Annotated in this window: 22 protein-coding genes; 14 read left to right on the top strand and 8 right to left on the bottom strand. The window is 37.7% G+C overall.

The features are described from left to right. Positions 1-266: 266 nt before the first annotated feature. The 3 genes from MT390_RS00710 to MT390_RS00720 all read left to right on the top strand — a co-directional run bounded on the left by MT390_RS00710 (position 267) and on the right by MT390_RS00720 (position 2554). Positions 267-932 carry a PEP-CTERM sorting domain-containing protein gene (locus tag MT390_RS00710; RefSeq protein ID WP_499439025.1) on the top strand — a complete coding sequence of 222 codons (666 nt, stop codon included), beginning with the start codon at positions 267-269 and terminating at the stop codon, positions 930-932. A 441-nt stretch (positions 933-1373) separates the two neighbouring features. Then, positions 1374-1931: a hypothetical protein gene (locus tag MT390_RS00715; RefSeq protein ID WP_499439026.1), complete on the top strand. Its 558-nt coding sequence runs from the start codon at positions 1374-1376 to the stop codon at positions 1929-1931. Positions 1932-2101: 170 nt separating this feature from the next. Beyond that, entirely contained in the window at positions 2102-2554 is a 453-nt protein-coding gene (locus MT390_RS00720) for a hypothetical protein (RefSeq protein WP_499439027.1), read from the top strand. A gap of 259 nt (positions 2555-2813) precedes the next feature. Here MT390_RS00720 and MT390_RS00725 read toward each other — a convergent pair whose 3' ends face one another. Next, positions 2814-3431 (bottom strand): glutathione S-transferase family protein, encoded by a 618-nt coding sequence (locus MT390_RS00725; RefSeq protein ID WP_499439028.1) that lies wholly within the window; start codon positions 3429-3431, stop codon positions 2814-2816. Between the two features lie 280 nt (positions 3432-3711). Here MT390_RS00725 and MT390_RS00730 point away from each other — a divergent pair, with 280 nt between their 5' ends. Beyond that, entirely contained in the window at positions 3712-4968 is a 1257-nt protein-coding gene (locus tag MT390_RS00730) for a sensor domain-containing diguanylate cyclase (RefSeq protein ID WP_499439029.1), read from the top strand. Positions 4969-5040: 72 nt separating this feature from the next. On the opposite strand, the gene MT390_RS00735 is transcribed toward MT390_RS00730, so the two are convergent. Beyond that, a complete protein-coding gene (locus tag MT390_RS00735; protein WP_166368226.1) occupies positions 5041-5370 on the bottom strand; it encodes a DMT family transporter in 330 nt (109 codons plus the stop codon). 309 nt (positions 5371-5679) lie between these two features. Between MT390_RS00735 and MT390_RS00740 the strand changes: the two genes are divergently transcribed. The 6 genes from MT390_RS00740 to acuI all read left to right on the top strand — a co-directional run bounded on the left by MT390_RS00740 (position 5680) and on the right by acuI (position 14786). Further along, positions 5680-6642 carry a TDT family transporter gene (locus MT390_RS00740; RefSeq protein ID WP_499439031.1) on the top strand — a complete coding sequence of 321 codons (963 nt, stop codon included), beginning with the start codon at positions 5680-5682 and terminating at the stop codon, positions 6640-6642. Positions 6643-6954: 312 nt separating this feature from the next. Then, positions 6955-9033: a sensor domain-containing protein gene (locus MT390_RS00745; RefSeq protein WP_499439032.1), complete on the top strand. Its 2079-nt coding sequence runs from the start codon at positions 6955-6957 to the stop codon at positions 9031-9033. 504 nt (positions 9034-9537) lie between these two features. Continuing rightward, entirely contained in the window at positions 9538-11145 is a 1608-nt protein-coding gene (locus MT390_RS00750) for a methyl-accepting chemotaxis protein (protein ID WP_499439034.1), read from the top strand. A 389-nt stretch (positions 11146-11534) separates the two neighbouring features. Further along, entirely contained in the window at positions 11535-12863 is a 1329-nt protein-coding gene (locus tag MT390_RS00755; protein ID WP_166368234.1) for an anaerobic C4-dicarboxylate transporter, read from the top strand. A gap of 130 nt (positions 12864-12993) precedes the next feature. Then, a complete protein-coding gene (gene acuR / locus MT390_RS00760) occupies positions 12994-13626 on the top strand; it encodes an acrylate utilization transcriptional regulator AcuR (protein WP_166368236.1) in 633 nt (210 codons plus the stop codon). Between the two features lie 176 nt (positions 13627-13802). Further along, positions 13803-14786 carry an acrylyl-CoA reductase (NADPH) gene (gene acuI / locus MT390_RS00765; RefSeq protein WP_166368238.1) on the top strand — a complete coding sequence of 328 codons (984 nt, stop codon included), beginning with the start codon at positions 13803-13805 and terminating at the stop codon, positions 14784-14786. Between the two features lie 203 nt (positions 14787-14989). Here the strand turns inward: acuI and MT390_RS00770 are convergent, their stop codons facing one another. Next, entirely contained in the window at positions 14990-15769 is a 780-nt protein-coding gene (locus MT390_RS00770) for an SDR family NAD(P)-dependent oxidoreductase (RefSeq protein WP_166368240.1), read from the bottom strand. Between the two features lie 401 nt (positions 15770-16170). Between MT390_RS00770 and MT390_RS00775 the strand changes: the two genes are divergently transcribed. Together MT390_RS00775 and MT390_RS00780 are read left to right on the top strand one after the other, a co-directional pair. Beyond that, the gene (locus tag MT390_RS00775; protein ID WP_499439037.1) at positions 16171-16386 is read left to right on the top strand and encodes a hypothetical protein; all 216 of its coding nucleotides are present in this window, start codon (positions 16171-16173) and stop codon (positions 16384-16386) included. An 8-nt stretch (positions 16387-16394) separates the two neighbouring features. Further along, positions 16395-16607 (top strand): hypothetical protein, encoded by a 213-nt coding sequence (locus tag MT390_RS00780; protein ID WP_499439038.1) that lies wholly within the window; start codon positions 16395-16397, stop codon positions 16605-16607. Positions 16608-17053: 446 nt separating this feature from the next. Here MT390_RS00780 and MT390_RS00785 read toward each other — a convergent pair whose 3' ends face one another. Then, entirely contained in the window at positions 17054-18424 is a 1371-nt protein-coding gene (locus tag MT390_RS00785) for an aminotransferase family protein (protein WP_499439039.1), read from the bottom strand. A 213-nt stretch (positions 18425-18637) separates the two neighbouring features. On the opposite strand from MT390_RS00785, the gene MT390_RS00790 reads away from it, so the two are divergent. Then, a complete protein-coding gene (locus tag MT390_RS00790; protein ID WP_499439040.1) occupies positions 18638-19375 on the top strand; it encodes a sulfite exporter TauE/SafE family protein in 738 nt (245 codons plus the stop codon). A gap of 913 nt (positions 19376-20288) precedes the next feature. Here MT390_RS00790 and MT390_RS00795 read toward each other — a convergent pair. The 3 genes from MT390_RS00795 to tauA are packed head-to-tail and all read right to left on the bottom strand — an operon-like array spanning position 20289 to position 23173. Further along, positions 20289-21275: an ABC transporter permease subunit gene (locus MT390_RS00795; protein WP_205962913.1), complete on the bottom strand. Its 987-nt coding sequence runs from the start codon at positions 21273-21275 to the stop codon at positions 20289-20291. A 9-nt stretch (positions 21276-21284) separates the two neighbouring features. Continuing rightward, positions 21285-22124 carry a taurine ABC transporter ATP-binding protein gene (locus MT390_RS00800; RefSeq protein ID WP_299662868.1) on the bottom strand — a complete coding sequence of 280 codons (840 nt, stop codon included), beginning with the start codon at positions 22122-22124 and terminating at the stop codon, positions 21285-21287. A gap of 41 nt (positions 22125-22165) precedes the next feature. After that, entirely contained in the window at positions 22166-23173 is a 1008-nt protein-coding gene (tauA, locus tag MT390_RS00805; RefSeq protein WP_499439042.1) for a taurine ABC transporter substrate-binding protein, read from the bottom strand. Between the two features lie 306 nt (positions 23174-23479). Here tauA and pdxR point away from each other — a divergent pair, with 306 nt between their 5' ends. Continuing rightward, a complete protein-coding gene (pdxR, locus tag MT390_RS00810; protein ID WP_499439043.1) occupies positions 23480-24985 on the top strand; it encodes a MocR-like pyridoxine biosynthesis transcription factor PdxR in 1506 nt (501 codons plus the stop codon). A 298-nt stretch (positions 24986-25283) separates the two neighbouring features. On the opposite strand, the gene kduD is transcribed toward pdxR, so the two are convergent. Beyond that, positions 25284-26045, bottom strand: coding sequence for a 2-dehydro-3-deoxy-D-gluconate 5-dehydrogenase KduD (gene kduD, locus MT390_RS00815; RefSeq protein ID WP_166368256.1), 762 nt, complete (start codon positions 26043-26045; stop codon positions 25284-25286). Positions 26046-26054 lie beyond the last annotated feature (9 nt).

Raw genomic sequence — 26054 nt, forward strand, 5'->3', positions numbered from 1 at the left:
GCAGAGAAACCTATGTTTATAAAGAACCAAAGAGACTGGCACCGGATCACTTTTTATTCAATCAATGAGGCTCTTTCTTTATGTATTACTTCATTTCTAATTGTCTTGCTAACAACACAAAAACCGTCGAACTTATTTACATGACCAGTTAGAGGTAGATAAAGAGATCCTTAATATACCTACAAATCAATAGTGTATAAATATGGTATGCATATTGCTAATTAACGAAAGATCGAATAAATATACTACTAAAAGGGTAAATAAAAATGAAAAAAACAATCGGCTTGATAGGCTTCTACCTTATGAGCACCATGGTAAATGCGTCACCAATAACAATAGCAAGCTATGACATTGATAATGCGAACCTTTCTGGAACAGGTGGTTGGACACACACATATTTAGGTACTATAACCCCAATTAACACAAGTATTGCGAACTATTCAGGTGGGTCAGGCACTTTAAATGACGGCGTAATCAGTTCTTCAATCCAAAGCACCCAATTGTTCAATTACCCAACTGATTCTTCACCAGCCATTACATTAAATTTTGATGCGTTTTATTCCATTAACAATTTACTAATATCAGGAGGAAGCTTCTTAGGTAATGCAATACCCGGTAATATTACCTCTTTGGATATAACCATTAATTCGATTACCGAAAATTTTTCAACTTCTAGTACAGGCTTAACATTCGGCAGCAGATCTGCTGATGATTTTATTGACCTATCAGGTTCGTCATTATTTAACCTTTCAACAAACAGCGTACTACTTAGCGGATTTATTTCCTCTGGATTTAATGGTCTTCAAAATACTTTCAGCATTACTGAAATAAACCTTGACGGAAAAACTGCTTCGGTGCCAGAGCCAGCTAATCTTGGCTTATTAGTATTAGGTTTCGTTGGTCTTGTTTTTTCTCGTAGAAAGAAAATTTAATCTTTGATTTTCTTATTAAATAGCCCCAATTAAAATTGGGGTTGTTTTGCCTAACAAGCAAGGGCTAGCACCTCATGTAAAGGTAGACAAAGAGCATAGGACATCTAAACATTGATAAACACTCGCTTTATTAACAACACGTTGTAATACAATAAGGAAAAACTTAACAAGCCTCCCAGCTCAGCACACAATGCTGCCGCATTTAGCTTCGAGTTACTCCAATAATATAATAAAAAAACCTGTTAAATATAAACCAATAAACTTCATTCTACCTTTCCACATAATTAACATTTGATTTAAGATTAGAGAGCGCTTTAATTGTTTGATTTGCTGTTGTAGTAGCGTATTGTTAAAAAATTTAATAAACGAATGTATTCGTTTTTCCAACGAAAATACGGAATAATTCTACTTAATTAGGCTGTTATGTCACTAGGATCAAAGATGTTTACATCAAATGTTGAAAGTATTATTTCAGGTAATAAACAATTAGCTGATTTTTGGAGTAATTCTCATGGTTGGGCACCTGAGTCAGCTGCTGACTTAATATCAAAATCACGGTTGGATAGACAATTATCTTTATCAAAAACATTATTAAAATGGGATTTTTATTCAGGGTGTTCTGATGGAGACTTAATTCTTGCTTGGACTAACTTAGGGGCTTTAATTGAAGGTACTCTCAAATTATTTCTAAGCGTTTATTATGAAGATTACTCGGACGATATCAACAAAATAATCCGTAACGGAAAACAGGTAGATCCTGATTCATTGGCTTTAGAAAATCTAAAGCAATTTATAAGAAAAAAGGATCTGTTTGATAAAAAATGGTACACGTATATTGAGTTAGTACAACAACGACGTAATGCAATTCATTCTTATAAAGATCGTTCTATCGGTGATAAAGAAGAATTCAATGACTCAGTTGAGAAATATTTATTATTTATGCGCTGTGTTAATTCTTATCTTCCTTATCCTGAAGGTGGATGTGGTCCTCGTTTTTAGGAACGTGACTTGAACAATTCAACAGGACAAAATACGGTTAACTACTTTCAATGCATGACCTGATGCATTAAAAGTACTTAGAATTGATTTTAGAAACTCGTTTTTAGTTTGGTTGTTGGAGTACCTCTATAGTCTCATTAGGTGCTGAGTCCTGCGGAGAGGGAAGTGGAATGTTCGAAATTGAAAAAGGTGCTACTGATGAAGTTTACTTTATTTTAAAATGGAATTTGGAAATACGCATTCATGAATTGCTCGAAGATCTAGCTTCACTTCAAGGAAAAATAAGGATTAAACCCGCTAGTGTTAGTATGATTGATGTTTTAGAATTTAAGACTTCACACGAGATAGAAATGGATCATATTAGCTCGATGAGCGAGTCTCGAAAAGCTCAACCAATCTTGCTCGCTTGCATACAAAATGAGTTGTGGGTAATTGATGGCAACCATAGGTTAAAAAAGAAGGAGCAAGATGGTGATATTGAGTGTGATGTTGTTTTCATCCCCAATGAAGTGCTATGTAAGTATTCTCAGCCACTAAATAAAGGAAAATCTAATAGACGTAAGAGAAAGCAAATGGAAGATATTAAAGAAGTTCTTGAAATCCCAAGCAAAAATTATGAATAAGACCTCAACGAGCGCGGAAAGACAAATACGGAACATACAAGGGTTGCTCTTAATAATATCAGGTATTTAATAACAAACACCGATGTTCAATACGGCTACAACTCTCTTCCCGTGGAGCTTTCCCAAGTCGCTAAAAAGGTACAACGCCAAGCAGCAAACATTAATAAAAAACTCGATAAGCACAGGCGAACCAGTACCAAGCTCAAAAACTGATCAAAAAAAATGGGCTCGATGAGCCCATGTGAATCAATGTTAGAAACTACGAATATTCAGCTTCTACTTGATCTGCTTTTTTAAATGCATCATGGGATGCTAACTGCTGTGCATAACGAGCCAAATTACTAAAGTTGCTAATAGCACCAGTAGCGACTAAGTTCTCAACAATCATCGACATCATAATATCTGCGCCGGTTAACTGCTCATCAACTAAATACTTTTTCCCTTCTAAACATTGCTCTACGTAACTCAGTATTTTAAGCATTTCTGCATCAGCATAATCAGCTAAAAAGTTAGTTTTACAGCCATCTTTAGCAACAAATATTTTTAACAAAAGCGGTAGTATTGCCGAGCCTTCTGCAAAATGTAACCATTGTGAATATTCAACATAAGCATTAGTACCGCGCGCTGGTGCGAACTTACCTTGTCCATATTTATCAATTAAATATTCCGTAATAGCGCCTGACTCGCTGATCACTAGACCATCGTCTTCTATTACCGGTGACTTACCTAATGGATGAATATTTTTTAACTCTGGTGGCGCAAAAAATGTATCACTATTTCGTAAATAAGGCTTTATTTGGTACTCGACACCGAGTTCTTCTAAGAGCCAAATAATACGTTTAGAGCGTGATTTATTTAAGTGGTGTAACGTGATCATAATACCTACCTATTTTATTGTTAATAACAGAAACAGCTATTTGCATCACCATAGCAATGAAAGCTATTTAATCCAATGCTTGTAATAACCAATATCAACCACCGAGTGTATTTATGGGATGTGATGTGAAAGGCATAAAAGCTCAAAAATAATTCGATTAATTTCAAGTTAGTTATACTTAATTTCAAAAAATAGCTATATTTAAGTAATTAAATGCCAATAGCTAACTTTAAATGGCTATATTTACCCCTTAATAATTACACTTAAAATAGTAACTCTTATGCCTGATATTAATATTGATTCAACTTATGGTGTGATCATCATTCAAAATCTTAAAGCGATTTATGTTGATGAAAACTATGCCAAACTTTATGGCTATGATAGCCCCGATGATTTATTAAATAGTATAGATTCGTTCTTGGATCTTATTACGCCAGAATATCATGAACTAGCGATGCAAAATTACCTTGATATCATTGCAGGTAAAATAACTCCTCGAGGCCATACATTTCACAACATAGACCGTTACGGTAAAGAATTTACGGTATTCTCGATCGATCACCTTATTGAATATGCAGGAGAGTTAGCGCTTCAAGTGACTGTGATTGATTTGTCGATTGTTGTTGAAGCAAATAAACAAATACGTGAAAAAGATTTAATGTTTAAGCGCTTAATTATGAATTCAGGGCAAGGGATAATGGTACATCGTAATTTTAAACCCTTAATGCTGAATCAGGCTTGGGCGAATGAAATGCGTGCATCATCACTGCAACAAGCCATGGAAACTGAATCTATCTTGCAATTCATTCCTGTCGAAAAGCATGCAGAAGTAAAAGAACATTATGTTAAGACGATCAATGGCGAAGTAACAAGTAAGAGTAATATTGTCGAAAATATTTGTTTCGATGGCAGTAAACGCTTTTTTAATATTTATGACAACTTAATTGAATGGGAAGGCGAACCTGCGGTTCAAGTGGTATTAGAAGATGTTACGGATAAAGTTGAATATGAACGAGCTTTAGCCTACCGCGCATCCCATGATCAGCTCACTGACTTATATAATCGTAGTTCGATTTATGATTGGTTAGGTACGCATTACAACACAAGTACCGATATCACTTGTATGCTCATAGATATTGATGACTTTAAAAAAGTAAATGATACCTATGGCCATCAAATGGGTGACCAGGTGATCAAAACATTGGCAGGGATCATCAAAAAAATAGTACAAAAATTTAATGGCGTTGTAGGACGATGGGGAGGCGAAGAGTTTATTGCTTTTATCCCTAACATCAGTAACCCAAAAACAGCTGAAATGGCGGAATCAATTAGGGTTGCTTTTAATCGAGTTAAATACCAACAAGATACTGTGTCATTTAATGCAAGCGTCAGCATTGGTATTAGTTCAACTTGTGAGGACGAAGCTGACCTTAGTATTGACGATCTGATTAAGTCCGCCGATAAGTATTTATACTTCGCAAAAGCGAATGGTAAGGATTGTGTCGTGAAATGTGGAAATGCTGTTTCATCAGTTTAAGTTGAAATAGGCCACATTTAGCAAACGGTTATAGGAGCTTTTTCTTTTTTATATGGTGCTTGTGCATAAGACTTAATGTGCCGCTGTTTTTGAATATAAGTTCATAACTGCAACGCCGGCTAAAATTAACCCCATCCCAATAATTGCAGGCAAATCTGGAACCTGTTTATAAATAATCGCGCTAATAGCAGCCACTAGAATTATACCCATTCCAGCCCAAACAGCATAAGCGATACCTACTGGCACTGTTTTCAATACAAGGGACAGAAAATAAAAGGCAGCAACATAGCCGATCACACAAATCGCACTATAAAAAAGTTGGCTGAATCCATCAGATGCTTTTAATGCGAGAGTGGCAATCACTTCTGAAACAATTGCAATCGCTAAATACCAATAACCCATACCTGTCCTTTATTTTATTGTTTTGTCTTATTATTTTTTTATTTTTTTTTTGTATTGATAAGACTTAATTAATTGGGTGTGGACAATAACAAGTTCAGCCGCTTAATCAACTAATTAACGTATCAGCCCAGCAACAATGATAATTTTACCTGCTCATGAACCTTAAATAATCTCAGCTCCTTTGACCTATCCCCTCTTAAAGTTCGAAATCTCTGCTATTATTTTCCGGCTGAGTTATTTTATTTCAAATAACCTTTTCGGCAATAAAAATTAAACAGTAAATATCCTTGAAGATGAGCCACAATAAACATGTTAAAAACCAATCAATTTATCCGTCTCAATCACTATTTTTGTAATATTCCAACTGCCGCTTCTGGGTTGGCATTAGCGATTGCTAGCTTAGGATTATCATGGGAGCATTTTATTCCTTTACAGGGAAAAGCTCAGATCCTGGGAGCAAGTATTGCTGCTTGTATTATTACACTGTTATTACTCAAATTTATCTTCAATCCACATCTATTTAAGCAAGACTTACAGCACCCTATTGCAGGTACGGTGATCCCAACCTTAGCAATGGCATTGATGGTTATCTCAAATAGTATTGCTTTATATGATTTACAGATAGGGCAAGTAGTCAGTTGGCTAGCGATTGTTTTACACCTTTACTTCTTGGGTTATTTTATATTCAGTCGCAGTAAGGCTTTCCAGTTTCAACAAATATTACCTAGTTGGTTTATTCCTCCGATAGGCCTAGTCCTTGCTTTAATAACCCACCCCGGCGGACTAGCACCTGCTTTTATACACTTTATATTTGGGCTGGGTTTACTTTCTTACGCGGTACTACTGCCAATCGTGCTATATCGATTATTATTTGGTAGCGTACTCACTGATAATGAAAAACCGATTATCGTGATCCTAGCGACGCCTGCAAGTTTACTATTATTGGCATATCTTGTAACAACCAGCCAGCCCAACTACATACTGCTCGGGTGCCTTTTTGCTTTAGCCTTGAGCATGACTCTGTATATTTACCTTGTATTTAAAAGCCTGCTACGTCTTTCCTACACGCCTGCATATTCTGCCTTCACTTTTCCATTAGTGGTTGGCGCTGTTGCATTGATGGAAGTGAGTGAATTTTTATTAGAAAAGGGTTTTGCAACACATTGGGTTAATATTACCGAGCAACTCGCTAATATCGAACTGGCGATTGCTAGTGCCATGGTGTTGTATGTAACGGTGCGTTATTTACCTCATTTCTTTCAGAAAGCTTAAAAAACAATAGCACTGAGTCGTAAACGAGCACATGACAATGATTGATAGCATCGCTATTTAATAGGTTACCGTAAATGTCAGAACCGGATATTTGCAGATCTTAATCAGGAATTGCATTTATTGTCAGGGTCTCGTTAATATAAAAATATTCTTTAATCAAAATATTGACTCATCTCTACCATTTTTAGAATATACCTAAATAAAAAACAAAAATATTTTATTTAGGTATAGTATAAATAAAATGTCTTTTTCATCTCGCTCAACTTTTTTTCGTCTAACTTAACTTTTTTCATCTAACCCGATATGGAGTACATGAGAATCAAAAAACCAATATTCCATCCCAACTTAACCAACGATCCATTACATAGAATGTTTGATGAAGTAGAAGCGATCTCTGTGCAAGGATATGATGAGCAGCGCAAAGTGATTTACTGGAATAAGGGTAGCGAATCGCTTTATGGTTATAGTAAAGAGGAAGCTTTAGGAAAAAAACTAGAGGAATTGATAATTCCTAAGCCCATATGGAAAGGGATCATTGCCGCTCACAGTAACTGGGTTAACAACAATATCCCCATCCCCGCATCAGAAATCACCTTACTCAACAAAAAAGGTGAAGATATTAATGTTTTTTCCAGCCACGTCATGTTTATTAATCAAGATAACCACAAACAAATGTATTGTGTGGATATTGATTTAAGCGATGTTCGTTATGCGCAAGCACAAGCTATTTTTAAAGAAAAAATGTTGGAAGCAGTGTTTGAAGCAAGTCCTGATTTATTTTTTTTAATGACGGAAGAAGGCAGGATTATTGACTATCGAGCCAATAATACAAAGAGCCTGTATATTTCTCCTAGTCAGTTTACAGGTAAATTGATGATTGATATTTTGCCGGAGCAGGTTGCCAAAAAATTTCAAATGCATTTTGATAAAGTGCTTCAACAAGTAGGTGAAACGTGTTTTGAATATGAATTAGCCATGCCCTTTGGCATTGTTTATTTTGAAGCAAGACTTAGCCACCTTCCAGAACATAATCAAATTTTAGGCATTGTTCGTGATATTACAGAACAGCATAAGTCTTCAGAAATCATTCGCCAACATGCCTATTTCGATACACTAACTTTATTACCTAATCGTTTTTTAGCATTGGATCGTTTGTCGCAAATGCTCAATGAAGCAGAGCGAAATGAAGAATGTGCAGCGGTATTCTTTATTGATTTAGATGACTTCAAAAAAGTGAATGATTCATTAGGCCACGAAATTGGCGATAAACTACTCATCGCAGCCGCAAATAGATTAAACCAGTCAATACGCAAAGAGGATACTGTTGGGCGTTTAGGTGGAGATGAGTTTATTATATTAATACGAGATATAAACTCCGACAGCGATGCCTCGGTGATAGCAGACACGTTATTAAATATTTTTAGAGAGCCTTTATCCATTGATGGACGTGAGCTGATTCTTACCTTAAGTATTGGCATCGCTATGTATCCACAAAATGGAACTAACACATCTGAATTGTTACGTAACTCTGATATTGCAATGTATCAAGCAAAAGCATTAGGGCGTAACGCCTATTCATTTTTTACTAAAGAAATGAATGTATCAATGATGAGGCGCTTTGAAATTGAGGAACAAATGCATGGCGCGTTAGAACGCAATGAATTTGAAATATATTATCAGCCCTTATTAGATGTAAATAAAAAACAAATTATTGGTGCAGAGGCGCTGTTACGCTGGCATAACGCCGCCCTAGGCCATATTACCCCCGATGAGTTCATACCTATTGCCGAGCATACTGGGTTAATTGTTGCCATTGGTCGATACGTCATTAAGCAATCACTCAGTTTTTTGACGCACTGGCAAAATGTCACTCAACAAAAATATGTGATGGCAGTTAATTTATCGCCTAGCCAGTTCCGAGATAAAGAGCTGTTTAATTTTATCAAAAACACGCTCACAGATGAAAATATACCGGCACATAGCTTAGAGCTTGAAATTACTGAAGGCGTGTTAATGACAGGTCAATCTTATGTTGACGATACCTTACTGCAATTTGATCAACTGGGAGTAAAGCTATCAATGGATGATTTTGGTACTGGTTACTCTTCGCTAAGTTATTTAAGACAATATGCTTTCGATGTTTTAAAAATAGATCGCAGTTTTATTAATGGTATTACGCTTAATGATGAAGATAGAAACTTAGTTAAAGCAGCGATTGCAATGGCGCATAGTTTAGGATTAGTGGTTGTCGCAGAAGGCGTTGAAATGCAACAACAATTGCTAATTTTAGAGGAGTTAGGATGCGATTTTGTGCAGGGTTATTATTTTAGTAAACCCATCCCCGCAGCGCAGTTTATTACCTTTTCCCAAGAATATAAGTTAACTGAGTGAACAAAAGTTATTGATAAAAAACATATCAACGAGGGTATAACGCCCTCCTGCTCTATATTTATTTAAAATCCCTCCCTTTGGATTAATGACAGAGTACGCAGAAAAAACCATACAGAGCGACTCTTTTTAGCAAATAACAATGATCTCTATGTTCGAATGTTCAGGAGAATTAGTGTCGTGTTTAATCCTATATGAGCAGCTACTTCCACATTTAACTGTACAGGAATACCAAAGAATTAGTTCACAGTAGAGTGCTCAAGCGCAGATAAAAAGTAGAAAAAAATAAATAATCTTACTTTTAATTGCTATTTTTAATTAATTTACTAACTTTGTTAGGATCGTTATAAAAATACTCCTTTTTAGCTATCAACTTGTAGTTAACTTACTATTACTTTTGATCTGAAACTACACAACAGATCTACAGCCATGTAACAGTCATAGTTAAATTTACCCCATCGATTTAAAAAATTAATTCTTCATTAATTTTACACAGAGAGACCGACTATGACGATAAGAAAAAAAATGTACTTAGCTTTATTTTTTTTGATGGCGGTACTGTTTATCCAATCAGCCTATATGATTTATCAGAGTAGTCGTATCCATGATGCATCGATTAAAATAGCCGATACTATTGAACCCATCCTGTTTAAAAACTATGAGTTAAAGATAGCAGTGATACAAGTGCAACAATGGGTAACAGATATTAGTGCAACAAGAGCCTTGGATGGCTTAAATGACGGTATTGAGGTAGCAGGGGAAAATTACGAGATTGCTGTTAACCTTCTTCAAGAATTAAGCATACTCGATACGGCTAATTCAGACTTTTATCAACAAATGCTGCCCACGCTTGAGAACTACTTTGAGACTGGTAAATCAATGGCAAATGCTTATATTGAACAAGGGCCTGCGGGCGGTAATAAAATAATGCCAGCATTTGATGATGCCGCAGCCGCGATCACAGAACAAGTCGAGCAAGTAATGTCGATGTCCAGAGAGCGTTCAGCACAAAACCTCAGCAACCAAACTGAAAATGCAGCAGCAATAGAATTCTCCGTTTATGCCTTTTCAGCCCTATTTTTAATAATATTGAGCGCTTTCTATCTATTAACTAGTAAAGGCTTATTAAAACCACTTGATGCGATGATGAAGATGGCTGATGACCTAGCCCATGGAGAAGGCGATTTAACGAAAAGGTTAAATGAGTCTAAAAATGACGAACTAGGTATTACTTCACACCATATTAATAGCTTCATAACAAAAACACAGGCAGTCATTAAAACGGTTAGTTTAACCATTAAAGATCTTAATGAAACCTCTGATTTGTTACAAGATTCAGCTCAAAAAACAAAACATGATATGTCCATGCAACTTAAGGAAACAGAGCAAACAGCGAGTGCAATGAATGAACTAACCGTTTCCTCTAAAGAAGTAGCTCAATATACTGTTGATGCCTCAAATGAAACAGCAGTGGTTAATGAACATATCGAAAGCGGCATGAGCATATGTAACTCAGCCACAGTACAAATGGCTGAATTATCTGAAAAAATGACTTCAGCACAACAAGTTGTTAAGCGCTTAGGGGATGATAGTGCCAATATAGGCGCTATGTTAGAAGTAATTGTCGCCATCTCTCAACAGACGAATCTACTCGCCCTTAATGCAGCTATTGAAGCAGCGCGTGCCGGAGAAAAAGGCCGTGGTTTTGCGGTGGTAGCCGATGAAGTACGATCTTTAGCAGGTCGTTCTCAGGAGTCGACACAGGATATTCAAAATATCGTGAATCGCTTACGCGAGAATGTAGAGCAAGTGGTAGAAGTTTTTGCAGTAAGTAGGGATAACGCAAACCAATCACATAATAAGGTGGAAGCGCTTACTCATTCATTGAGTGTTATTGCCGAAAATGTGAAAAATATAAGTCAAATGAACGAACAGATTGCCACTGCAGCAGCAGAACAGAACCAAGTCGTATCTGAGGTTGAACGCAGTATTGTTAATATTTCTGGCGTATCTAATTCAAATGCCATCAATATTGAGTCAGTCAGTACAACTGGAGAAACCCTCAAAAATAATGTACTTGAACTAAATAAATTAGTGAGTCAGTTTAAATATTAATAAATTAGTAGATTGATTTTGTAGTCAACGTTAGCGTCAAGTTTGCTTTACGCTAACGTTTTTTGTGTTTTATTGCTTGTTAAGAGCAAAAAATACGTTATTGAAACCCCATTTCCATTTCCTTACCAATACCAATACCAATACCAATACCAATACCAATCAAGAGTAATCTACTTAAGAATAATCAATTATGTTTTTTGTTAAATTTAAATTAACTCAAACCACGATCACAGTTTTATATGTTGGTTTTGCTAACTAAACCATTGTTATTTCATATCAATTAGTGTGCAAATAATATTTCCTTCTACTCAATATAGGAAACAGCTCAATTTGAGCCCCACCTTAATAAGCTAATCTGCCCCTATAAAAATGATGAGTGAGGTAGAAAAATGCTGTATTTCGAGTTTATATTTTTGCTATTTGTACTGTATGTGGGCTCCCGGTTTGGTGGAATTGGGTTAGGTGTTGTATCAGGCATTGGTTTAGTTATTGAGGTTTTTGTTTTCAAAATGCCTCCGACCTCCCCTCCTGTAACTGTCATGTTAATCATATTAGCCGTTGTTACCTGTGCCTCGATTCTAGAAGCCGCCGGTGGATTAAAATATATGCTACAAATTGCTGAGCGTATTTTAAGAAACAATCCGAAACGAGTCACTCTTATCGCGCCTTTTGTGACTTATGCAATGACATTTTTATTGGGTACTGGGCACGCGGTTTATTCAATCATGCCAATCATTGGTGACGTTGCATTAAAAAATGGCATTCGCCCTGAACGCCCTATGGCTGCTGCTTCCGTTGCCTCGCAAATTGGTATTACAGCTTCACCATTATCTGCCGCGGTGGTGTATTATTTAGCGCAGTTAGTCGATATTGATTCTTCCATTACTTTGCTGTCAATTTTGATGGTCACCGTGCCTTCTACTTTATTCGGTACTTTGATGTTGGCACTTTATAGTTTACGTCGAGGCAAAGAATTAGCAGATGATCCAGACTACCAAGCACGTTTAAAAGATCCTGTGTGGCGTGAAAAAATAGAGAATACAACTTCAACCTCTTTAGATGAAATGCTGCCCAGTAAAGCACGAAATGCGGTACTTATCTTCCTAGGAGCAATTGTTTCTATTGTGCTGATCGCTATGCTACCGGAAATACGCACCATCACCGAAGGTTCATCTCCAATCAAAATGTCAGTTGTTATCCAAATGATGATGCTCGCTTTTGGTGGTGTGATTCTATTAGCAACTAAAACGGACCCTAGAGATGTTCCTAATGGCGTAGTGTTCAAATCAGGTATGGTTGCCGCCATTGCTATTTTTGGTATTGCGTGGATGTCTGATACTTACTTCCAATACGCAATGCCACAATTTAAAGCAGGGATTGTTGATATGGTGACACTGCATCCTTGGACCTTTGCATTATCTCTATTCATCGTATCAGTGGTGGTTAACTCGCAAGCTGCTACCGCGCGAATGATGCTGCCTGTTGGTTTAGCGCTGGGTTTAGAGCCAGCCTTAGTAATTGGTTTGATGCCTGCTGTGTATGGTTACTTCTTTATTCCAAATTATCCTTCAGATATTGCAACGGTCAACTTTGATAGTTCAGGCACCACTAAAATAGGCAAATATTACTTTAACCATTCATTTATGTCAGTGGGCTTGATAGGCGTGATTTCAGCTTGTCTTGTTGGTTATGTGTTAGGACAAATAGTGATTGGTTAATACAGAAAATAATGACTTAGATCACAACGGGCAATCTTCTTTAAGGCAAGATACGCCCGTAAATCGTTATTCTAGAGCTCAATAAATAAAGTCATTGCAATTAACTAGACGATCGGTCTATTATATCAATATGACATTATTAAGTACAAAACCACGACGTGGTAGACCCCCAAAAGTATCGCGAGAAAATCACGATACAAAAGCGGAATTGATCCGCAGCGGACTTGAGCAGTTAACAGAGAGTGGATTCGCAGCTTCTGGCATTGACCCTATTTTAAAGAGAGTCGGTGTACCAAAGGGTTCTTTTTATCACTACTTTGCTAGTAAAGAAGTATTTGGATTAGCGGTAATCGAAAGCTATGCAAATTATTTTGCAAATAAACTAGATACCTATTTATTAGATCAGACTTATTCGCCATTAGTGCGCATAAGTCATTTTGTTGAGAATGCAAAATCAGGGCTTGAACGACATCATTTTACGCGTGGTTGCTTAGTAGGAAACCTTGGACAAGAAGTACATTTATTGCCTGAAAGTTTTAGACCTATTTTGATAGATATTTTTCTATCTTGGCAGCAACGTATAAGTGATTGCCTTAAATTGGCACAGGCCAGTGGTGATATATCGAAGTCTGCAGACTGTGAGCAATTAGCTGAATGTTTTTGGATAGGTTGGGAAGGTGCCGTAAGCCGAACACGTTTAGTGGGAAATGCAACACCACTGGATAACTACTTCCAATATTTTATTGCTAGCTTGCCTCGATAATAACAGGGTGAAGGTAGTAAATTAATGGAACAAGTAATTGGTATACAAACACCTGTAAGCAAGCACCTGTAAGTAAGCAGTTATCAGTAAACAGCTTTCAATAAACAGTTATGGGTAAGCACCTATAACTAAAAAATTTAATCATTAATAGACGATCGGTCTAAAGGGGAAGATATATGTTCAAAGGTATTTTAATTGAAAAAGATGAACAAGGTTACAGAGCAGCAGTTAAAAGTATTGATGAGAGTGTATTGCCTGAGGGTGATGTCACTATCAAGGTTGCATATAGCACTTTAAACTATAAAGACGCTTTAGCAATAACAGGCAAAGGCCCAGTTGTACGTAACTTCCCTATGGTTCCCGGTATTGATTTAGTCGGTACTGTTGAACAAACTGACAGTGATAAATTCAAAGTCGGCGATCATGTTTTATTAAATGGTTTTGGTGTTGGTGAAACACATTGTGGTGGATTGGCTGAAACGGCGCGTTTAAAAAGTGAATGGTTAATTCCTTTACCTTCAGCTTTCTCACCTCGCCAAGCAATGTCGATTGGTACAGCGGGTTATACTGCCATGTTATGTGTAATTGCTTTAGAGAAACACGGTATCACTCCCGATAAAGGAGAGATATTAGTAACAGGCGCCAATGGTGGTGTGGGTAGTTTTGCAATTACCATTTTAGCTAAATTAGGTTACACCGTAGTTGCTTCAACGGGTCGAGTTGATCAAGCAGAATACCTGAAAAAATTAGGCGCAACAGAGGTCATTGACCGTGCCACATTATCAGAGCCAGGTCGCCCATTAGCGAGAGAGCGCTGGGCAGCTGCGATTGACTCTACAGGTAGCCATACTTTAGCAAATATATGCGCTAGCTTAAAATATGGTGGCGTTGTTGCTGCCTGTGGTTTAGCACAGGGCATGGATCTACCAGCAACCGTAATGCCATTTATTTTACGTGGTGTGACTTTGGCAGGTATTGATAGTGTTATGCGTCCAACACAAGACAGAGTAGAAGCATGGGAGCGCCTTGCTACTATTTTAGAAGCCGATGTATTTGATGATATCGCAAAAGAGATCACCCTAGAGGAAGCAATTGATACAGCAGAGCAATTGATTGCAGGCAAAGTACGTGGTCGTGTAGTGGTTAAAGTTGCTGAATAATCAATAAATCTAAATTTAGGCTTAACTTAAGATTTAGATTTTGACTTTGAATTGAATAATAAAAGAGCCCGCTTAATAATCTGAACTGACCCCATTAAGCGAGCTCTTTTTATTGAGCTATTTTAAATCATTGTTTTTAAATGGTAACTTTTAAATAGTAGTTCTTAAATAGAACCCCTTAAAAAACCTTTAAAAATAGATACCTACTGTTTGATGATTTTAAAATTATCCCAAGCTTGAGACGTTGGCATCACTTCTAAACTATTAATATTAATATGTGCAGGTTGCTCAGCAATCCAGAATATAATGTTAGCAATATCTTCCGGTTGTATCGCGCTAGCACCTTTATAGATTTGATCGTATTTTTCTTGATCGCCTTTAAAACGCACTAAGCTAAACTCACTCTCAGCTAACCCCGGCTCTAAGCTTGTTACACGCACTCCCGTCCCTGCAAAATCACTACGTAAGTTGCGAGAGAATTGTGCGACAAATGCTTTGCTTGCGCCATAAACATGGCTACCTGGATAAGCCCAATTAGCAGCAATACTAGCTAGATTAATGATGCTTGCAGATGCTTGAGCACGTAAAATAGGTAAAAGGCTGTGTGTGACATTGACTAAACCCGTTACATTAGTATCAATCATTGTATGCCAGTCAGATAAAGCAGCTTTATCAGCAGGCTCTGCACCTAAAGCAAGGCCAGCATTATTCACTAATATCCCCACTTGTTTAAAACGCTCTGGTAATTGCTCAACAAAGCCAATAACCGCTTCACTATCTCGTACATCTAATACCGAATAAAAGACTTCAGTGAATTCAGAGAGTTCTGCACTCAAAGCTTGTAAACGCTCTTCTCTTCGTCCAGTGATAATTAACGGGTAACCATGTTGAGCAAATTTCTTCGCAGTGGCTAATCCAAACCCAGAAGTCGCGCCTGTAATTAAAACTACCGGATGTTGTTGTGCTTGGCTTTGTTCTGTCATTTCACATTCCTTTAAAATACGTAATAAAGTCAATACTGTTTGATACTTCTACGAATACTAATAGAAAACTATTCTCACTTCATGTGTATTTTCATTAATGCTCAGTTTTACTATTTAATTTCTGTTTCAAACAGTATGACGTAGATGACAATAGTAATAGAGCCAGAACTACATTTTTGTAGTATCAACCTCAGAATCAACTTATAGATCAACTTACTAGAGTAACTTATAAATTAATTTTGTTACTCAATTTAATCGACTTGATCCTAAGAAAACTGAATGCTGTCGTTAACTGAAAATACCAGTGCAACATACACTGCAGGGTAAATTTATTAATGCTTTTGATTCGTAAAAATGAAACAAATGCTCATGGATTTATTGAGCGAAAAAGGAATATTTTTATGCCATTAGAAGTGATACAAGCAGATACCCTAGATACAAGAATCCAGCCTGATACAAAAAATCAGCCTAATACACAAAGCAAAGTTAGCCGCCCTCACCCAGCTTTACTCGGTTCATTAACGCCTAATGTATCACCAGAACAGGTGATTAATTTAAGCCAAGCCCAACTTCTCTACCAAAGTCCGTTGAACAAACCATTACCGATAAAAACTTAAGAAGCCGCATGAATTCACCCTTTAATATCAAAGGTGGAAACTCAGAGCTTTCTGATCAGTTTCTTATCGAAAGCAGGGAACTTGGCATGGTTGGACTACGTACCTTAACTCCATTTGGGGTTGGTGATTATTTAAGAGCAAGCTTATACAACGACGTCACTGAGCAACAAGCCACCAGCTTAGCGGTATTTATGCAACGTTTCGCTCACGATAATTCATAAAATAAATACCCATTACCAACCTGTCTATTTTAATCAGATAGGTTGGTTTTTAGAGCTTCTCCTTTCACTCCTCACAATCCTTCCCCTAACTATCCACGCAAAATGTTCAACTACAGGCCCCCTGTTAATCACAGCATAATAACTCCACTTACCCTATAGATAATGGATAAATGTAACGACATACTCCGGTTGGCAGAGATAGTAATGACTTCATGATTAATGAGTTGTGCATGGTGAATGGTGAAAGGACTTACAATAGACATCAACAAATGCAGTAGTCTACTTTAATTACTTATTCGCTATTACTTATTCGTTATTACTTATTCGTTATTAAAAGGAGGAAGTTAAATTTAGCACCTTGAAGTATTATGGGCATAAAAAAACCTCTTCCCGAATGATTATCGAAAAGAGGTTTTGATAGTAGTATTTATACTTTTCTAAAGCAGTTATGCATCCACTTCTGAAAGCACGCTATCCAATGTTTCAACAATAAAATCCGCTTCTTCCTGCGTTATCGTTAATACAGGACATAAACACAAGGTATTATTTAAGTGTTTAAAGGAACGATTGGTACGTCCTATAATTAATCCTTTTTGCATACACATCCCAGCAACCTTGATCGCCACCGCTTCTGCAACAGGGGTTTTAGTTTCACGGTTACTGACTAACTCAAGACCTAATAACAACCCTTTACCACGTACATCACCAATAATAGGATGCTTGGTTTTTAACAATTGTAGTTGTGTTAACAAGTAATCACCCATGACTGCGCTATTGGTGATCAAGTCTTCTCGCTCTAATATTGCCAAATTCGCCAATGCAGCGGCAGGACCAGCGGTACAACCTGCGTATGTACTTACATCTCGAAAGTATGCTTCTCGGTCAGCACCGTCAGCAAGAAACTCTTCAAATAAAGCTTCTGTTGTGACCACACATGAAATAGCGGCATAACTTGATGCGACACCTTTCGCTAGTGTCACAATATCAGGCTTAATACCGTAATGTTGGTAACCAAACCATTTACCGGTTCTGCCCATACCACACACAACTTCATCCATGTGTATTAATACATTATATTTTTTACAAATCTCCATCACGGCTGGCCAATAACCTTCAGGTGGAGTGATCACGCCTCCGCCAGCAGTAATGGTTTCAAAAACAACCGCACCGACTGTTTCAGGCCCTTCACGTAGAATCACTTTTTCCAACTCTTTAGCTGCTAGAATTCCGTAATCTTTGACATCGCCAAATTGGCTTCTGTACTCACAACAATGTGGGAATTCAACAAAACCAGGAACAAATGGACCATAATGTAAACGACGCTCTTCTTGGCCCGTTGCACTTAATGTCGCGATGGTTGTGCCATGATAATCACGCTCACGGTATAAAATTTTATTCTTTTTGCCACCGTACTTCTGTTGAGAAATTTGGCGTACTATTTTAAAAGCTTTTTCATTAGCTTCTGAACCTGAACTTGCATAATACACTCGGCTCATGCCAGGCATTTTTTGCAGTAATTTCTCAGCAAACTCTGCACTAGGTTCGTTACCTGCAGTACTTGCAAAAAAGTTAAGCTTTACAATTTGATCGCGAACAGCATCGGCAATTTCAGTACGCCCATAGCCAACATTGACACACCAAACACCACCAGAAGAGGCATCTAAATAACTATTACCCTTAGCATCCCATATGCGTGAACCTTCTCCTTTCACCATCACCATTGGGTCTTGTTTTTTTAACACGCTGTGCTGGCTTAAATGGTGCCAAACATGGTTACGATCTTTTTCAATTATCTCTGCTGTTTTTGAGTCCATCATGTTATTCCCCTATGCTAAGTAGTCATTTTCGATGACTCAGCCTAACTTATAAATTAACCTCTCGATTAGCGCCAGCCACTTTATTCGATAGAGCCAGATAGAATTTTTAAGGTGTTATTTAAGTGGAACTACAATTGCTTATCTTTGGCTCTATCCGTTACTGGTTATTATTGTGATAGTGTGGCCAATATTAAATAAAACTAAGGAAAATCAGTGGAACAAATTTGGTATGTATTGCCTGTGGTGATGTTCGCGGCTGTGGTGCGAGGATATAGTGGATTTGGTTTTGCTGTGATTGCAGTGGTGGGATTAAACTTCTTTTTTGAGCCACAGCAAAGCATTGCCATTGTTTTATCTTTAGATCTAATTTGCAGTCTAAATTTATGGCGACAAGCCGTTAAACAGGCGAATTTTCCCGCCTTAAAAAGGTTAGTGATAGGGTCTATATTCGGTATTCCTATCGGTTACAGCTTTTTGCTTTTAATTCCTGCAGAAACACTAAAGCTCTTAATTTGTTTAGGTGTTTTAACTTTAGCCGCTTTGCTTTTCTCAAGTTACAGACCTTTTAATGCAGAAAAAAACATCACTAAAGTAGGTTTTGGTTTGGCATCAGGGGCCGGTACTGCCAGCGCATCAATCGGTGGGCCAATGATTGTGTATTACATGTTATCAAGTAATTTACCAACGAGTAGCCAACGCGCTACGATGATTTTATTTTTTATTGCCAGTGAAGCATTAACTGTGATCACCCTTATTAGTGGTGGGCTAGTGGATGACACGCTACCCCAGGCATTATTAATACTAACTCTACCAACTTTGTTAGCGGTGTATTATGGACAATACTTATTTAACAAAAAACCTCCTCAATCATTAAAAAGTTTTGCCTTACCTATCATGGTTGTAGTGGCTTTACTTGGCATAGCAAATTCAGCACATACCTTATTAACATAACCTTCAGAGAACCACTTGGTTCTAGTGAACCTAGTGGCTTTATTTAGCATAAAAAATGCAACCGTTCCCTTATTATAATACCCCGTCAAATACTCCCTATATAGCTGTTTTAAATACGATTAACCGCGCACCATGCCCTTTTAGATTTATGAGTAGGTCAAGCATCAGGATCAACTGCCTTCTTTTGCTAATGTGTAGCTTTACTGATGTATAACGACACAAAACTAACCAGCACCATTACTAATGACAAGGTGCATTACTTAGTCGGTAATGGGCATATAAACCACGATACAAAGTCTATATAGGACATAAAGGCGCAGCAGGCTATCAATGTAAGTGGTCGCAATGCTTTGTTAATAAACGCTGTTAAGCCTCATTAGAGGTACTATTATTAGGTTCACTTACGACCTGAATCCAAGAAGAACTAAAAGAACCTCAAGCTAAACAATCCCAGCTTAGTATTAACAGATGCGATTAATGCAATATGCAATCTAAAACGAGCGGTATTCGCCATAAGAAATTAACTTTCTTTAATTGTTAAAAGTCAGCAGGTTAAAACTTAGCAAATTAGTAGGTTAAGAATCATGGGAATGGCTTATTACTGTAAATTACAGGACAGCAGGAAGGCTTTTTTGTTGCAGTAGTCAGAGGCTAATTAGGTAAGTAGGTAAGTAGGTAAGTAGGTAAGTAGGTAAGTAGGTAAGTAGGTAAGTAGTGGAATAATTAAACAGTTAAAAACAATTTGATACTTGTCAATAAGCCCCTGCAAATAGAACTTGTAAATAGCTTTAATGCTTAAAAATAAGCACGACTATTGCAATTTCAGTGCGTTTTTCATTTATATTTACGTAATAAAAAAGCCCGCTATTAGATCCTAATAACGGGCAAATAATGTAGATATATATCTTATTTTTTAATTGTATCCTTTCCAAGGGATTAATTTAGATTCTAAATAGCGCATCAGCAGGTCAAAACAATAGGCGATAATACCAATTACAATAATGCCGGCGATCACCACATCAGTCACTAGGAATTCAGAGGCATTTAATACCATAAAGCCAATACCACGTTCTGCTGCGACCATTTCAGCGGCAACTAAGGTTGTCCAACCAAAACCGATAGCAATACGCATTCCAGTCATAATGTCAGGCATTGCACCTCGAGCGATAACCTGCGTGATCACCTGCCATGGTGTTGCGCCCATTGAGTACGCAACTTGGATTTGCTCAATACGCACCGACGTCACGCCAGAACGAGCACTGAGTACAATAGGTGATAACATGGCTAAGAAAATAAGCGTCACTTTACTTGACTCATCAATACCTAACCAAATAATAATAAGCGGTAAATAAGCTAATGGTGGAAGAGGACGATAGAATTCAATTAAAGGATCAAAAATCCCACGAAAAACACGATTACAACCGATCGTAATACCTAATGGAATACCAATTAAACAAGCAAGTAAAAAGGCACCAAAGATACGTACTAAACTCGCATTCAAATGTTCAACAAGTGTTGCACCGGCAAACCCATCAACCGTGATATCAATTAAACGCTGCACCACATCAACAGGTGAAGGTAAAAAGATTGGCTTAATAAATCCACCTTCCGTAGCAATAGCCCATATAGCAATAAAGAAAATAGTTGAAAAAACACCAATTAAACGACTATCACCAGCACCGGGTGTACCAAAATATTCACCACTTTGTACGGCACTTGGCGCAGTCATTTTTTTAATTTTAAGTTGTATTTTATCTAACAATGAAACCGACGCAGCTGCACTTTCACGTTCTTCTTTAGTGTCTACCATTTGCGGCTCTTTAGCTGCTTTGCTGTTTACTATTTTTTTCTTGGATTCACCTATCGAGCTTGAACCCATTTCTTTAGTCATACTGGTCATAATCGTTCCTTAGGCTACGGCCAATTCATCGCCATGAATAATGGCTAATACTTTTTCACGCATCGCTATAAATTCGGGGCTAGATTTAACTTGTCTTGCATCTCTGCAATCTAAGAATTGTTGATTAAAATTTAACTCGAATTGATGTGTGATACGGCCAGGGCGAGGAGACATCACTACTAATCTAGTTGCTAGCAACAAGGCTTCATCAACACTATGCGTAATAAAAAACATCATCTTGTTGGTTTTACGCCACACATCTAGCAATAACTCTTGTAATGACTCGCGAGTCAGTGCATCCAGTGCACCTAAAGGCTCATCGAGTAACAACATTTTAGGGTCATTAGTTAACGCACGAGCAATCCCAACACGTTGCTGCATACCACCTGAAAGTTGATAAACCTTATGCTGATGAAAGTCTTCTAAGCCAACCAGTTTTAGATATTCCGCAGCACGTTCACGACGTAATTTTTTATCCACCCCCTGCAGTTTTAAACCAAACTCAGTATTTTCAATCACATTTAACCAAGGTAATAATGCGTGTTTTTGAAACACTACTCCGCGGTCTGCATCTGGCCCAGTGACTTCATCGCCAATCTCTTTACCACATAACACCCTTGGATAACCTTTTACTTTACTGCTACCTAAGGTTAGATACCCTTTACTTGGAGAAATAAAACCAGCAATAAGATTTAGCAACGTTGTTTTACCACAACCTGATGCTCCTAAAGCAACCACTAAGTCACCTTGCTCCATGGTCAGATTTACATCTGATAAAGCTGTCACCGACTCGCCACCCTCTGAGCCGGGATAGACAACTGAGACTTCGCAAACTTTCAATGTGTTCATTACAACGCTCCTAAATTAATATTCTTAACGTAATTGATGAGTTATAGTTTTGATGCCGCAATTGCGTATTCAGGATTAACAAAGACACTATAATCAGGCATTAAATCGTTAATTTTATTTTCTTTTTTCAAAAATTCTGACGTTGATTTTAAAGATTTGGCAGCACCACCATCGGCACCACAACCCAACCAAGTACATGATAATTGTTGCGTGAAAGTAGGGAATTCATAAAGCCCTAATACACTTGCAACTTGGTTAACATCACTGCCAGATATTTTTGCGATTGATTTTGCAATGGGATGAGATGCATCAAATGTGTCTTTGTTGCTGCGATATTCCTGGTCAAGGTCACCGGCTATTTTCAATATCTTAGCCATAAAATCCGCATTTTCTTTGCCGAATTCTTTATCAACGATCAAGCCATCAAAAGTAGGTTTCCCCCATGAACTTAAGGCTTTAGAGGTAATTAATACATCACCATCTTTTTTGATATTGCCTAATACAGGATCCCAGATAAATGCACCGTCAATATCACCTCGTTGCCATGCTGCGTTGATAGTATTCGGTTGCATATTCGTTAATTTAACGTCTTTATCCGATAAACCAAATTGCTCCAATGCAAACAGAGCATGGAAATGGGTTGTTGATACAAAAGGAACCGCAATACGCTTACCTTTAAGATCTGATGGTGCAGTAATACCACTTCCCTTACGTACCACTAACGCCTCCGCATCGGCGATATTTTCTAAAATCCAAACTAATTCAACTTCGATACCACGACTCACCGCGGCAGCAATTGGGCTAGAACCTGCAGAAGCAAGGTCAATTGAACCTGATGCCATCGCAGTGATTACTTTTGCACCAGAGTCAAAACGTTTCCATTTCACCTCATAACCCGTTTCTTTTTCTATTAACTTTTCGTTAATCGCGTGCTTCCAAGGATTATTCATGCCCATATACCCGATAGTGACATCCTTTGCACTTACCGTAGATGCAAATAATAGCGCTGCCATGGCTGTCATTAACTTGGTTGGTTTAGATTTTTTCATCTTAAAATTCCTTATTTATCTGATGCTCTGGATGTGACGTAACTTTCGTTATTTAAACTACGCGGTGAAAAAAATAAGATACAGAGCCAGTTTTTTAAATTCATGGTCCACGATTAATCATGTAATTTTATAAGCCCATTTTCATAACAACCACTTTAACAATCTGTAATTAACCACAGTAGGAGCAAGGTTAAAACACAGATTGGCTCAAAAATTGCCTTAACAATGCATTAACAAACACAAAGATTGTTAAGCACATGAAAACTTATAAACAAAATTCGCTCCAACTTTTAACGCAGGTACCCTATGGTTGATTTTTTAATGAATATTGAGCTGCATCAAAACAGCACTTATCAACAACAGATCCGTGAAAAATTAGTCGAGCTAATCGAGCAAGATGCCTTTGGTGACAAGGCCTTACCCTCAGGTAGGAAGATGGCACAACTATTGAAAGTATCCAGAAATACGGTCGTACTTGTGTATGAAAGTTTAGTCGATGAAGGTTTTCTAATTGCGCGTAAACGTAGTGGATTTTTTGTACACCCAGACTTACTTATGGTGCAACGCCTCCCCAATTCGGTGCAAAAAGACCATTTAGCAGAGACACTAAACCTCAATCAACCGAATTGGTCTAAACGCTTGCAAAAACACCCTAGCCAGTTATCGACCCTCAATAAAGATGAAAACTGGAGCAAGTATCCCTACCCTTTTATTTATGGCCATATTGACGTCAGTGAGTTTCCGCTTTATCAATGGCGAGAATGTTCACGAATAGCAGAAAGCAAAGGCAAATTACATGAATGGGTTGAAGGTTATATCGATATGGATGATCCACAGTTGGTATCGCAAATTCGCCAACAAATTCTATCAAAACGGGGTATTAGCGCAGATTCCGATGAAATACTAATTACTCTTGGCACACAAAATTCTCTGTTTTTATTAACTAGCTTATTAGCAGACAAGTCAGTGACTTTCGGCGTAGAAAATCCCGGTTATGCAAATTTACGACATGTCATTTCACTATGTGATAGCCCAATGAAGGCGTTGGAAGTTGACCATCAGGGATTAAAAGTAGGTGAACAACTTAATGATTGTGATTATGTCTGTGTGACACCGAGTCACCAATACCCATCGACTGTCACCATGAGTATAGAGCGTCGTAAAGCTTTGCTTGAGCAAGCTTCAAAGGATGACTTTATTGTTATTGAAGATGATTATGAAAGTGAAGTTAACTTTATTGAAAAACCGCTTCCCGCTTTAAAAAGCTATGACCAAGATGGTCGAGTTATTTACACCGGCAGTTTATCCAAGTCGCTAACACCAGGTATACGTATTGGTTATATGGTGGCGGATAGATCATTGATCACCGAGTTACGTACATTACGCACTTTGCATTATCGCCACCCACCGTCTAACAACCAACGTATTACTGCTCTATTTATTAGCCAAGGTTATTACGACAGCCATGTACGCCGTATGCGCCGTACCTATGAAAAAAAATGGTTACAGATGCAACAAGGTATTGAACAGTATTTATTGAATTGTGAAATCCACTCTACACCAGGTAGCTTCTGTTTCTGGATAGGATTGCCTAAAACCATCACTAGCCATAAATTACGTGAAGTAGCTGCACAACAAGGTATTTTAATTGAATCAGGCGATACTTTATTTATGCAACAAGACGCCCCAAAAAACTATATAAGGTTAGGTTTTTCTGCCATCAATATTGATAAAATTTTACAGGGATTAGCCATACTAGGCGGCCTGATCGCACAATTAGAACGAAAGGCACTTAACGATAAAACCGCTTGAGTCGTTCTCCCTAATAACAATAAACGCTAATAGTTATTATAGCCGTTGCAATTATTTTTTGAATTTAAGATAACAACTTATTGAAAGCAACTGATGAAAGTAGCTATGAAAGTAACTATGAAAATAGCTATGAAAATAGCTATGAAAATAGCTATGAAAATAGCTATGAAAATAGCTATGAAAGCAAATGCTTAAAACTGAGGCAAAGTTTAAATCGCTCATAGTCACTGATAGAAAAGCTTAAACGAGCCTCAATAATTGTAACAGATCTTAAATAGCGCCCTCTTGTATACTTTACTTATCGTGCTAACCAACCACCATCTACGGCAATTGTATAACCATGGATATAGTTTGCGGCCTCGGAAGCTAAAAACACGCAAGGCCCTGCAATATCTTCAGGTGTGCCCCAACGCTCAGCAGGAATACGCTCAAGGATCGCAGTATTCCGTGCTTCATCGGCTCTCAATGCCGTCGTATTATTTGTTGCCATATATCCAGGCGCGATAGCATTAACATTAATTGAAAATTTGGCCCACTCATTCGCCATGGCTTTAGTGATACCCATTAATGCACTCTTTGATGCAGTATAAGAAGGGACACGTATACCACCTTGGAAAGAAAGCATCGAAGCAATATTAATGATTTTCCCTCCCTGCTTCTGTGCAATAAACTGCTTGGCAACGGCTTGAGACATAAAAAAAGCAGTCTTAGTATTAACATTCATTACGTCATCCCAGTTTTCTTCTGAGAAATCGAGCGCATCTTCACGGCGAATAATACCGGCGTTATTCACTAAAATATCAATTTTATTGAAACGCTGTAGTGTTTCTTTAATGATATCCGCAATACCATCTTGTTTAATTAGGTCAGCACGCAGGTCAAGAAACTCATAACCGGCAGCTTCCATTTTTTCCATAGTCTGCACTGGAGCAGAACGATTCACGCCAACCACTTTACAACCAGCTTCTGCCAACCCTAGTGCAATAGCCTGCCCTAAGCCAGTATTACAACCAGTCACAATTGCCACTTTATTTTGTAAACTAAATGATTCCAAAATCATAATATCTTC

The sequence above is a fragment of the Vibrio sp. 2-Bac 85 genome, from assembly GCF_037546705.1.
Lineage (GTDB): Bacteria > Pseudomonadota > Gammaproteobacteria > Enterobacterales > Psychromonadaceae > Psychromonas.